Origin of the sequence: Sphingosinicella sp. CPCC 101087 (genome assembly GCF_004151485.1) — a bacterium.
Classification (GTDB): domain Bacteria; phylum Pseudomonadota; class Alphaproteobacteria; order Sphingomonadales; family Sphingomonadaceae; genus Allosphingosinicella.
This window is the reverse complement of record NZ_SBFF01000009.1, coordinates 247,724-259,364: the sequence shown is the minus strand read 5'-3', so window position 1 is coordinate 259,364 and position 11,641 is coordinate 247,724. Positions and strand designations below refer to the sequence as shown.

Below are 11,641 nucleotides of genomic sequence, written 5' to 3'. Positions count from 1 at the left end.
TCATCACCGCCGACGTCGTCCTCTGACATCGGCACAAGCGAAAGGCGCGGCGCCCGGGGCTCCCCGGGCGCCGCTTCTTTTTCGGCGAGCGACGCTCTGCGGCGTTCAGGCCTTCTCGCGCAGCGCTTCCGCTTTCTCCACCAGGCGAATGAACGCATCGGTGAAGGCAGGAATGTCTTCGGGTTTGCGGCTGGTAACGAAGTTGCCGTCGACGACCGCCTCCTCGTCCACCACGTTGGCGCCGGCATTGCGGAGGTCTGTCCTGATCGACGGCCATCCGGTCACCGTCCGCCCGCGCAGAACGTCCGCTTCGACGAGGAGCCACGGGGCGTGGCAGATCGCTCCGACCGGCTTGTCCGCCTCGACGAAGGCCCGGACCGTCTCGACCACCTTCGGATCGGTCCTCAGCTTGTCGGGATTCTTGGTGCCTCCGGGCAGCAGCAGCGAGTCGAATTCGCGAATGTCGATGTCGTTCAGGGCGGAATCGGCCGCAATCGTCGCGCCTTTGTCACCCTCGATCTCCCGCCGCTCGGGCGAAGCGAGGACGACATCGGCCCCCGCCTCGAGCAGCCGCCGACGCGGCTCGAGCAGCTCCGAATCTTCGAATCCGTCGGTTGCGATGATCAATATCTTCGCTTCGGCAATGGCCGTCATCTCTACCTCCTTGTCTGGATGGCGATTCAACCATCGGCGCGGCGGCGACGTTCCGGCCGGCGCGTCGGATCGCATCGTCGAAGTGGAAGCGAGGTCGTCGGCGCGAGGACACAACCTGCCAATCCCTGTCCGGACGTTGCCTTCCCCAAAGATGGGTCGAACGTGGCTAAAGAAATTGCGCTCGCAGCCGTTATTTGTCGTTACCGGATTTTTAACCTCATCGAATTAACCCCATGATCGTGGAGCCATCGCCTGGCTTCGAGCCCGGTTGTTCGGGTTAGATTGGGGAACGAACATGACCGTCATCAACACGAATACCGCTGCGCTCCGCGCGCAGAACGGCAGCCGGGTTGCCAACCAGGCCTTGCAGACCGCCATGGAGCGCCTGTCGACCGGCAAGCGCATCAACTCCGCGAAGGACGACGCCGCCGGCCTCGCCATCGCCTCGTCCATGACCTCGGACATCCGCGGCATGAACCAGGCGATCCGCAACGCCAATGACGGCATCTCGCTGGCGCAGACCGCCGAAGGCGCCCTCAACGAGGTCACCAACATGCTGCAGCGCATCCGCGAACTGGCGGTGCAGAGCGCGAGCGGCACCTATTCCGACGACGACCGCGCCAACCTGCAGGCCGAGGTGGCCGAGTTGGGTGATCAGGTCGACGACATCATCTCCACGGCCAAGTTCAACGGCGTCACCTTGTTCGCCACGACCGACATCAGCTTGTCGATCCAGACCGGCGCCGATGCCGGCGAGCAGGTGGACCTCACCATACTCGGCTTCGACGTCTCGGCCGCCACGGCCTCCGACGTGTCGACCGCGACCGGCGCCAACACGGCTCTCGGCGACGTCGACACCGCGCTGGATGCCATCGCCACGACGCGAGCCTCGCTCGGTGCCAGCCAGAGCCGTCTCGAATCGGTGGTGAATGCGCTTTCCAACACGGTCACCAACCTGTCGGATTCCCGGTCGCGCATCGAGGATGCCGATTTCGCGGCCGAATCGACCAACCTCGCCAAGGCACAGATCCTGAGCCAGGCTTCCACGGCAATGTTGGCCCAGGCCAACCAGAGCAAGCAGGACGTCCTGAACCTGCTCCGCTAACCGACGGACGACGATCGGAGGGCCGGTGCACGATCGCATCGGCCTTCCCCGATCGGCTTCGAACCGCTCCCTCCGGAGCCGCTCTTTCCCCACTTCGCTCGGACCCGCTCCGCCGGCACGCCATTGCGGGCGCCGGAGGGGCGGGCTCGTCGCGTCGCGCCGCATGGCCCGTCCCCGCGCTATCCTGCCTCATGCAGCCGCGCATCGCGCGGGCCGGCCCAACTCACGAACATGATGCAGCGCCGAGAGGCATGCGTCCGCATGCGGCTGCCCGCCGGGTTCAGCCGAGTGAACGTTCGGTCAGGCCGGCTCCCGGACATTCCCGGGGGGCGCCTGCTAGCCTGCGTCCGACATCAGGTCGGGCTCCGATTCTCCGGCGCGATTGAACTCGGTCGCCTTGGTCTGCGGCTCGGGCTCGGCGTCGTCTCGCAGCTTGGCCACTGCCGCCTTGGCGACGTCGCTCAGTCCTTCTCCGCCGGCGTCGAGATGCGCGAGGATCATCGCGCGCATGCGCGGGTCCCAGAAATGCCACAGATGGTCCCAAGTGGCGTCGACGGCTTCGTGCGGCCGCTGGTTCACGAACTCGCGGGCGATCTGGTTCGCCATGTAGATCAAGCGCTCGGTCGTTTGGCCGCTCACTCGGCGGCCTCCGCGGCGATGCGCCGGCTCTGCGCGGCCTGCGCCTCATAGGCCTCCTGCCATTCGGTCGGGCCGTTCGACGGGCTGACCTGCACCGCCGTGACCTTATATTCGGGGCAGTTCGTCGCCCAGTCCGAATATTCGGTCGTTACGACGTTCGCCTGGGTCATCGGGTGGTGGAAGGTCGTGTAGACGACGCCCGGCGCCACCCGCTCGGTGATCGTCGCGCGCAGGGTCGTCTCGCCGGCGCGGCTGGCGAGCTTCACCCAGTCGCCTTCGCGGATGCCGCGATTCTCCGCGTCGTGGGGATGGATTTCGAGGCGATCCTCCTCGTGCCACAGGCTGTTCGCGGTCCGCCGTGTCTGGGCTCCGACATTATACTGGCTGAGGATCCGCCCGGTCGTCAGCAGCAGCGGGTAGCGCGGTCCGGTTCGCTCGTCCGTCGGCACATATTCGGTGAGGACGAATTTGCCCTTGCCGCGGACGAAATGATCCAGATGCATGATCGGCGTGCCTTCCGGCGCCTTTTCGTCGCAAGGCCACTGGATCGAGCCGAGCTGGTCGAGCCGCTCGAACGAAACCCCGCTGAAGGTCGGAGTCACCGCCGCGATCTCGTCCATGATCTGGGACGCATGGCTATATGTCCAGCCCAGGCCCATGGCATTGGCGAGCAATTGGGTGATCTCCCAGTCGGCATAGCCGTTCTTCGGCTCCATCACCTTGCGCACGGGCTGTATCCGCCGCTCGGCGTTGGTGAAGGTGCCGTCCTTCTCCAGGAAGGTCGAGCCCGGCAGGAAAACGTGGGCGTAGTTCGCCGTTTCGTTGAGGAAAAGGTCGTGGACGACCACGCATTCCATCGCTGCGAGCCCGGCGGCGACGTGCCGCGTATTGGGATCGGATTGGAGGATGTCCTCGCCCTGGATGTAGAGGCCCTTGAATACGCCGTCGACCGCCGCGTCGAGCATGTTCGGAATTCTGAGGCCCGGCTCATGGTCGATCGGGCGGCCCCACAGGCGCTCGAACAGCTCTCGCGCCGCCGGGTCGGAGACGTGGCGATAGCCGCTGAGCTCGTGGGGAAAACTCCCCATGTCGCATGCGCCCTGGACGTTGTTCTGCCCGCGCAGCGGATTCACGCCGACGCCGCGCCGGCCGATATTGCCGGTCGCCATGGCCAGGTTGGCGATCGCCATCACCGTCGTCGTGCCCTGGCTGTGCTCGGTGACGCCCAGGCCGTAATAGATGGCCGCCTTGCCGCCCGTCGCGTAGAGCCGTGCTGCGGCCCGCACGTTTCCGGCCTGAACGCCGGTATAGGGCTCGGTCGCCTCGGGCGAATGTTCGGTCCTGGCGACGAACTCCGCCCATTCGGCAAATTCTTCCCAATCGCACCGTTCGCGCACGAAGGCTTCGTCGACCAGGCCTTCGGTGACGATCACATGCGCCATCGCGGTCAGCAGGGCGACGTTGGTGCCGGGCCTCAGCGGCAGATGATGATCGGCCTCTACATGCGGCGTGCGCACGATGTCGGTCCGCCGCGGATCGATCACGATCAGCCTGGCGCCCTGGCGCAGCCGCTGCTTCATTCGGCTGGCGAAGACCGGATGGCCGTCGGTCGGATTGGCGCCGATGATGACGATGACGTCGGATTCGTCGACCGAATCGAAATCCTGCGTGCCGGCCGAGGTGCCGAATGTCGTTTTGAGGCCATAGCCGGTCGGCGAATGGCAGACGCGCGCGCAGGTATCGACATTGTTGTTGCCGAATCCCGCCCGCACCAGCTTCTGGACGAGGAACGTCTCCTCGTTGGTGCAGCGCGACGACGTAATTCCGCCGACCGATCGGTGGCCATATTGGCTCTGGATCCGTTGGAACTCGGATGCCGTGTGGGCAATCGCCTCCTCCCAGCTCACCTCGCGCCAGGGCTGGTCGATCGAGGCGCGGATCATCGGCTTCAGAATCCGCTCGCGATGGGTGGCATAGCCCCAGGCGAAGCGGCCCTTGACGCAGCTGTGGCCCCGATTGGCCTTGCCGTCTTTCCACGGCACCATGCGCACGACTTCCTCGCCCTTCATCTCGGCCCTGAATGTGCAGCCGACGCCGCAATAGCCGCAGGTGGTGATCTTGCTGTGCTCGGGGGCGCCCACCTCGAAGATCTTCTTCTCGACAAGGCTGGACGTGGGGCAGGCCTGAACGCAGGCGCCGCACGAAACGCACTCGCTGGAAAGGAAGGACTGCTCCTGGCTCGCAGAGACGTGGCTGTCGAAGCCGCGGCCGCTGATCGTCAGGGCAAACGTGCCCTGGATCTCGTCGCAGGCGCGCACGCAGCGCGAGCAGACGATGCACTTGGCAGGGTCGAACAGGAAATAGGGATTGGATTCGTCGATGGGCGCGCCCTGATGGTGCTGGCCGTTGCGGACGTAGCGAACCTCGGCGAGGCCGACCGCATCGGCCAGGTCGTGAAGTTCGCAATCGCCACCGGCCGCGTCATGGCGGCAGGTCTCGGGATGGTCGGACAAATAGAGCTCCATCACCCCGCGGCGCAGCCGGTCGACCCGCTCCGAGCGCGTTCGAACGGCCATGCCTTCCGCGACCGGCGTGGTGCAGGAGGCGGGCGTGCCGCCCCGACCGTCGATCTCGACCAGGCAGACACGGCACGATCCGAACGCCTTGAGCGTATCCGTCGCACAAAGCTTGGGAATGTCCGTTCCGGCCAGGCTGGCCGCTCGCATGATCGACGTGCCGGCCGGCACGGTCACCGGCTTGCCGTCGATCGTGAGCGTTACTGTCTCCGTCGCCGGCGATGGGGGCGTGCCGTGGTCGGCTTCGACGATGAGGGTCATGGCATTCTCTCCATGCCGGCGTGCGGCCGGATCTCAGGATCCGCCATCCGGGGACGGCGGCGATGTGCACGGGCCGCGCTCGAAGATACGGGTCGCGGCCGGAACGGCGGCAGGCTTGCGGTGGGCATCATGTCGCCGGCTCCACTTCCCGCGCGCGTCCGCGCAGGAAATCTTCGGGAAAGTGCTTGAGCGCGGACATGACCGGATAAGGGGTAAAACCCCCAAGGGCGCACAGCGATCCGAATTTCATCGTTTCGCAAAGGTCAGCGACGAGCGCGAGATTGGCGTCGACCTCCCGGCCGGCGATGACACGGTCCAGTACCTCGATCCCGCGGACCGAGCCGATCCTGCAAGGCGTGCACTTGCCGCAACTCTCGGCGGCGCAGAACTCCATCGCGAAGCGGGCCATTCTCGCCATGTCGACGCTGTCGTCGAACACCACGATTCCGGCATGGCCGATCAGTCCGTCCGCCTCGGCGAACGCCTCGTAATCGAAAGGCAGATGGAACATGGATGGCGGGAAATAGGCGCCGAGCGGACCCCCTACCTGGACGGCGCGGACCGGTCGGCCCGACAGCGTCCCGCCCCCAATCTCCTCGACCAGTTCGCCCAGCGTGATCCCGAACGCCGTCTCGAACAGGCCGCCATTCTTGATGTTGCCGGCGAGCTGGATCGGCATGGTGCCGCGCGATCGTCCCATGCCGAAATCGGCATAGGCCCTGGCGCCCTCGGCGAGGATGAACGGCACGGCGGCAAGGCTGAGCACGTTGTTGATGATCGTCGGCCGGCCGAAGAGCCCCACCAAGGCCGGCAGGGGCGGCTTGGCGCGGACCTCGCCGCGTCGGCCTTCGATGCTCTCCAGCAACGAAGTCTCCTCGCCGCAGACATAGGCGCCGGCGCCGACCCGAACTTCCATGTCGAAACCGTGCGCCGATCCGAGCAGCGAGCGGCCGAGCAGACCGTGGCGCCGGGCTGTCTCGATCGCCCGGTTCATCGCCCGGATGGCGTGCGGATATTCGGAGCGGATATAGATGTAGCCATAGGTTGCGCCGATGGCGAGGCCGGCGATCGCCATGCCTTCGATCAGCAGGAAGGGGTCGCCTTCCATCAGCATCCGATCGGCGAAGGTTCCGCTGTCGCCCTCGTCGGCGTTGCAGACGATATATTTCTGGGCTGCCGGGGCGCCCGCCGCCGTGCGCCATTTGATGCCGGTGGGGAAACCGGCGCCGCCCCGGCCGCGCAGCCCGGAATCGACCACTTCCTCGACCGTCGGGGCCGGGCCGATCGCGATCGCCCGCTCCAGCCCCTTCAGGCCGCCGAGCGCGCGATATTCGTCGATCGATTGCGGGTCGGTGATTCCGCACCGGGCAAAGGTGAGACGCGTCTGCCGCTTGAGGAACGGGATTTCCTCGACGAGGCCTACGGCGTTCGGATGATCGCCTTCATTCCCGATCGCGTCGAATATTCCCGCGACGTCGTCCGGCCTGACGCGCGCGAAGCCGATGCGGCCCTGCTCGGTCTCGGCCTCGATCAGGGGCTCCATCTCGAACAGGCCGCGCGATCCGTTGCGCACGATCGTCGCGTCGATTCCGCGTGCGCGGGCTTCTCGCTCGAGCGCGGCCGCGACCGCATCTGCGCCGACTGCGCAGGCCGCCGCGTCGCCGGGGACGAATAGCCTCATCGCACGGCCTCCCGCGCCGTCGCATCGATCAGCTGTCGGGCGCCTGCGTCGTCGAGCCGACCGAACACCGCCTCGCCGACCATCGCCGCTGGGCCACTGGCGCAAAGGCCCAGGCAGTAGACCGTCTCGACGTGGATTCGTTCGTCGGCCTCGAGCAAGGGTGCGATCCGGCCGACGCCGCGCGCCTGGCAGGCTTCGGCGCGGCACAGTTTCACCACCGGCCGGTCGTCCGGGGCGGTCTTTAGGTCGTGATAGAAAGTGACGACGCCGTGCACCTCGGCGCGCGACAGGTTCAGCGCTTCGGCGACGATCGGCACGACTCCGCCGGGCACATGTCCGAACGCCGCCTGCAAGGCGTTCAGGATCGGCAGAAGCGCGCCCTTTCTACCCGCGTGCCGGCGGATGATCTGCTCGGCCTCGTCGACCGTCCAGAGCTCTTGGCCACTCACTTCACGCCTGCCTCTCGTCCGCGAAAACTGTTAGCTTAGCATACAATCTCATTGCGCCCGAACGTCAAGCGCCGGTTGCAGCGAGCGCGCTCTAATCAGGCAGCGCGGCACAGCGCCCTTCTCCTTGCCGCCTCCCGCGTGCCACGGCCGACGGCGCCGACGGCAGCGGCGCGATCACGTCTCGCACCGGCATGCGTTGCCTACGCCATGTCACGTTGAGCTTGTCGGCGGCATGGCCGTGAACCCCGAACGGAACGTTGAGGCCTGCTTCGAAAGCGCGGACCGATTTGACCCGACGCTCGATCATGACATCCGTATCACCGCGTGCAGCTTAACCGACGAAGGGCTTCACGAGAAGGCCCGGCAGGTCATTTCTGGATGCAGAACATGGGCTTGGCGCGGTCCCGCGAGCGGGCTTGGCGGAGAGGAAGGATGGCACGCCGGGACGCGACGAGGCCGCCCCGGCCGTTGAACGCGCTGGTTACGGGTTCTCGGCGTGCACTCGAAGGCCATTAATAGCCGAAGCTTATGCCGCGCGCGGCCGATTGGAATTGCCGAGTTGGCCGGCAGCCGTCATGGAAGCGGGCATGACAGGCAAGAGGAAGATCGGTCCGCTCGAAGTCAGCCCCGTGGGTTTGGGCTGCATGTCGCTGAGTCACGCTTACGGGACGCCGCCCGACCCTGAACATGGACGGCGTCTGCTGAATCGCGCCCTCGATATCGGCTACGACTTTCTCGACACCGCCGCGCTTTATGGCTTCGGCGCCAACGAAAGACTGATCGGCGACTCTATCGTGCATCGCCGCGACGAATATGTGCTGGCGTCGAAGTGCGGCATGACCGGCGTCGACGGCACGCGGGTGATCGACGGCCGGCCCGAGACCCTGCTTCGCACCATCGACGAGTCGCTGCGGCGGCTGAAGGCCGAAACGATCGATCTCTATTATCTTCACCGCTGGGACCGGAACGTGCCCATCGAGGAATCCGTCGGCGCGCTCGGGCAGATGGTCGCCGCCGGAAAGGTGCGGGCGATCGGGCTCAGCGAGGTGTCGGCCGAAACGCTTCGCAAGGCGCACGCCGTCCATCCGATCGCCGCGGTCCAGAACGAATATTCGCCCTGGTCGCGCAACGTCGAGCTCGGCATCCTCGACGCGACGCGGGAGCTCGGCGCCGCTTTGGTCGCCTTCTCGCCCACCGCGCGCGGCTTCCTCGCCGGCAGCGTGCGCTCCACCGAAGCGCTCGAGGAGAAGGATCTGCGCCGCTCCATGCCGCGCTTCCAGGGCGAGAATCTGCAGCGCAACCTTGGCCTGTACGAGCGGTTCGAGTCGCTCGCCGGGGCGGCCGGCTGCACGCCCGCACAGCTTTCGATCGCCTGGGTGCTGTCGCGGGGCGACCATGTCGTGCCGATTCCCGGGACCACGTCCTTCAAGCATCTGGAGGAGAATTTCGCGACCGGGACGCTCCATGTATCGAGCGACCTGCTCGCCGAAATCGATTCTCTGCTGACGCCCGATGCGGTTGCTGGCGCGCGTTATGCCGAAGCCACTCTGGCCGAGATCGACACCGAGGACTTCGGCTGAGAGGCCTGGTCACCCGGAATTCTGTAGCGCCGTGGCGATCGCGTTGATCGACAGCTGGATACCCTCCTTGATCCGCGGATCGCTCTCGCCGGCGCGGTGGCGCTTCAGCAGCTCGACCTGGAGCAGGTTCAGCGGCTCGATATAAGGCAGGCGCAGGCGGATCGCGGCGTCCAGACGCGGATGCTTCTCGAGCAGCCGCGACTGGCCGGTGATCGCCAGCAGCCCGTCGCGAGTGCGATTCCAGCTGTCGCGGATTCGGCCGAACACGGCCTGGCGCAGGGAGTCGTCCTCTACCATGGCGGCATAAAGCGCCGCGATCTCCATGTCGGATTTGGCGAGCACCATCTCGAGATTGTCGAGCGTGGCGCGGAAAAAGGGCCAGCCCTCCACCATCGCCTTCAGCAAAGCCTGGTCATCGAATCCCGCCAGCGCCTCGCCGACGCCGTACCAGCCGGGGAGCATCACCCGCGCCTGGGCCCAGCTGAACACCCAGGGAATGGCGCGCAGATCCTCGATCCGGTCCGATCGGGTGCGGCTGGAGGGACGCGACCCGATCTTGAGATCGCCAATCTCCGCGATCGGCGTCATCTGGTGGAAGAAGGTGCGAAAGCCCTCCGTTCCGTAGACGAGTGACCGATAGGTTTCGAACGCTTTCGTGGAGAGGCGGTCCATCGCCTGTTCGAACCGCGCATGCTGTCCCGTTTCGATCGAATCGCGCTCGAGGCTGGCGAGCAGGGTTGCCGAGACCATCGTTTCGAGATTGGCGGCGGCGCTCTCCGGCGTTCCATATTTGGAGGCGATCATCTCGCCCTGCTCGGTGATCCGGATGCGGCCCTGCACGGTCCCTTTCGGCTGTGCGCGGATTGCGGCGAAGCTGGAGCCGCCGCCGCGGCCGACCGCGCCGCCGCGGCCGTGGAACAGCTGCAGCTGTGCGCCGGCCTCGGCGAACTCGCCGGACAGGGCGCGATTGGCTTGGTGCAGACTCCAGACGGAGGTCAGATAGCCGCCGTCCTTGTTCGAATCCGAATAGCCGACCATCACTTCCTGGTGGCCTCGCACCGCCGTGATCGACGCCACTTCGGGAAGTGTGATCCATTCGGCCATGATTTCCGGCGCGGCCTCGAGGTCGCCGATAGTCTCGAACAGGGGAACGGCCATGACGGACGCCTGGGGCGGATCGCCGGCGCGCCACAGGCCGGCCTCCTTCAGCAGGACATAGGCCTCCAGCAGGTCTGAGGCGCTCTCCGTCTTCGAGATGATGTAGACCCTGATCGACTCCGGTCCGTAGCGGGCATGTGCCTCGGCGGCCGCGTGCACGATCTCCAGCTCCGAGCGGGTCTCGTCCGAATAGTCGGCGAAGGGCGTGGCGAGCAGCCTCGGCGTCGAAAGCTCGCGGCGCAGCAGCGCGACCCGCGCGGCTTCGTCCAGGGACAGATAGTCGTCTTCGGCTCCGGCGGCCTTCAGGAGCTCGGCGACGACACGTTCGTGAACCTGCGAATTCTGTCGCAGGTCGAGCGTGGCGAGATGGAAGCCGAACGTCTCGGCCGCTCGGATCAGCCGCTCCAGCGCGCCACCGCCGCCCCCCAAAGCGCGCGAGATCGCCTCCAGCTCGGCCCTGAACGTCTCCGGGCCTTCATAGGCCGGGGCCGGCAGCGGCGAGGGGCGCGGCGCCGGGCGGCCGCATAGCGCCGCATAGGTCGCCGCCAGGCGGGCGTAGATCCCGCTCAAGGCACGTCGGTAAGGCTCGTCCTGCCGCGCCTTGCTGACGTCCCCCGAGGCATCGGCCAGCGCCTGCAGCTCGGGCGTCACCTCGGCAAGCTCGGAAGAGATGGAGAGCTCCGCGCCGAGGTCGTGCACTTCCTCCATATAATAAGCGAGCACCGCCGCCGCCGCGCCGGCCAGTGCGCCGCGCAGGGAGTCGGCGGTGACGAAGGGATTACCGTCGCGATCCCCGCCGATCCAGGATCCGGGCTTGAGGAAGCTCGGCGGACGGAAGCCGAGGCTTCGCTCCCACTGACCGTACAAGATAGGCAGCACCGGAAGGAAAACGTCGCGCAGATAACTGAGCGCGATCTCGACCTCGTCGGCGACGAACAGCCGCTCGCGGCGTAGCGGACGGGTCTGCCAGAGCAGGGCGATTTGCCGGAACAAGGCGTCCTCCACCGGATCGCCTTCCGGCGTCTCCGCGCGGCCCTGGTCGCGCAGCCGCATCAGCTCGGCGATGCGGTTGCGGTGATCGATCATGCTCTTGCGCCGCACCTCGGTCGGATGAGCGGTCAGCACCGGCGCGATCAGCGCCTGACCGATCAGCTCGGCGATCGCCCCGGCGCCTATGCCTTGGTCGCAAAGCGTCGAAAGCGCTTCCGAAAGCTTCACGCGGCGGTCGACGGCGATCCCCTGCCGATCCTCGGCGAGGTTGGCCAGCATAGAAAAGAGCATGAAGCTGCGCACGAAGGCGAGCGTGTCGTCGAGGCCGAGCGAGCCCAGCCCCGGGTCGACCGCGTCGGCGGCCGCGAGACCGCGGTGCCGGTCGACCGACGTCGAGCGTATATACTCGATCCGCCGGAACAGGGCCTCGCCGGTCTGGGTGCGGATGACGTCGCCGAGGAGCCGCCCGAGATAACGGACGTCGGGATTTTGCTCGACGGCGGGCGGTGCGGCCATGTCCTATGTCCCCGGCTTGCTCTGGAATGCCT

At 66.6% G+C, this 11,641-nt stretch carries 8 protein-coding genes; 2 read left to right on the top strand and 6 right to left on the bottom strand.

Going from position 1 to position 11,641, the window contains the following annotated elements:
• Positions 1-105 precede the first annotated feature (105 nt).
• Positions 106-654: a type 1 glutamine amidotransferase domain-containing protein gene (locus EKM57_RS15725; protein WP_129793459.1), complete on the bottom strand. Its 549-nt coding sequence runs from the start codon at positions 652-654 to the stop codon at positions 106-108.
• 295 nt (positions 655-949) lie between these two features.
• Between EKM57_RS15725 and EKM57_RS15720 the strand changes: the two genes are divergently transcribed.
• Positions 950-1,759: a flagellin gene (locus tag EKM57_RS15720; protein ID WP_129793458.1), complete on the top strand. Its 810-nt coding sequence runs from the start codon at positions 950-952 to the stop codon at positions 1,757-1,759.
• Between the two features lie 336 nt (positions 1,760-2,095).
• Here the strand turns inward: EKM57_RS15720 and EKM57_RS15715 are convergent, their stop codons facing one another.
• The 4 genes from EKM57_RS15715 to EKM57_RS15700 form a co-directional block, all read right to left on the bottom strand.
• Positions 2,096-2,398 (bottom strand): formate dehydrogenase subunit delta, encoded by a 303-nt coding sequence (locus EKM57_RS15715; protein ID WP_243451075.1) that lies wholly within the window; start codon positions 2,396-2,398, stop codon positions 2,096-2,098.
• The gene (fdhF, locus tag EKM57_RS15710; RefSeq protein ID WP_129793457.1) at positions 2,395-5,235 is read right to left on the bottom strand and encodes a formate dehydrogenase subunit alpha; all 2,841 of its coding nucleotides are present in this window, start codon (positions 5,233-5,235) and stop codon (positions 2,395-2,397) included. The genes EKM57_RS15715 and fdhF overlap by 4 nt, the downstream gene beginning before the upstream one ends.
• Before the next feature lie 127 nt (positions 5,236-5,362).
• Positions 5,363-6,916, bottom strand: coding sequence for an NADH-ubiquinone oxidoreductase-F iron-sulfur binding region domain-containing protein (locus EKM57_RS15705; protein WP_129793456.1), 1,554 nt, complete (start codon positions 6,914-6,916; stop codon positions 5,363-5,365).
• On the bottom strand, positions 6,913-7,365 hold the full coding sequence (locus EKM57_RS15700) for an NAD(P)H-dependent oxidoreductase subunit E (RefSeq protein ID WP_129793455.1): 453 nt from the start codon (positions 7,363-7,365) through the stop codon (positions 6,913-6,915). The genes EKM57_RS15705 and EKM57_RS15700 overlap by 4 nt, the downstream gene beginning before the upstream one ends.
• A gap of 587 nt (positions 7,366-7,952) precedes the next feature.
• Here EKM57_RS15700 and EKM57_RS15695 point away from each other — a divergent pair.
• Positions 7,953-8,945 carry an aldo/keto reductase gene (locus tag EKM57_RS15695; RefSeq protein WP_129793454.1) on the top strand — a complete coding sequence of 331 codons (993 nt, stop codon included), beginning with the start codon at positions 7,953-7,955 and terminating at the stop codon, positions 8,943-8,945.
• Positions 8,946-8,954: 9 nt separating this feature from the next.
• Here EKM57_RS15695 and ppc read toward each other — a convergent pair whose 3' ends face one another.
• On the bottom strand, positions 8,955-11,609 hold the full coding sequence (ppc, locus tag EKM57_RS15690) for a phosphoenolpyruvate carboxylase (RefSeq protein WP_129793453.1): 2,655 nt from the start codon (positions 11,607-11,609) through the stop codon (positions 8,955-8,957).
• Positions 11,610-11,641 lie beyond the last annotated feature (32 nt).

Excerpts from the sequence above, each read along its gene's own strand:
- EKM57_RS15705 (WP_129793456.1), bottom strand. The coding sequence starts at position 6,916 with ATGAGGCTATTCGTCCCCGGCGACGCGGCGGCCTGCGCAGTCGGCGCA.
- ppc (WP_129793453.1), bottom strand. The coding sequence starts at position 11,609 with ATGGCCGCACCGCCCGCCGTCGAGCAAAATCCCGACGTCCGTTATCTC.
- EKM57_RS15695 (WP_129793454.1), top strand. The coding sequence starts at position 7,953 with ATGACAGGCAAGAGGAAGATCGGTCCGCTCGAAGTCAGCCCCGTGGGT.
- fdhF (WP_129793457.1), bottom strand. The coding sequence starts at position 5,235 with ATGACCCTCATCGTCGAAGCCGACCACGGCACGCCCCCATCGCCGGCG.
- EKM57_RS15725 (WP_129793459.1), bottom strand. The coding sequence starts at position 654 with ATGACGGCCATTGCCGAAGCGAAGATATTGATCATCGCAACCGACGGA.
- EKM57_RS15720 (WP_129793458.1), top strand. The coding sequence starts at position 950 with ATGACCGTCATCAACACGAATACCGCTGCGCTCCGCGCGCAGAACGGC.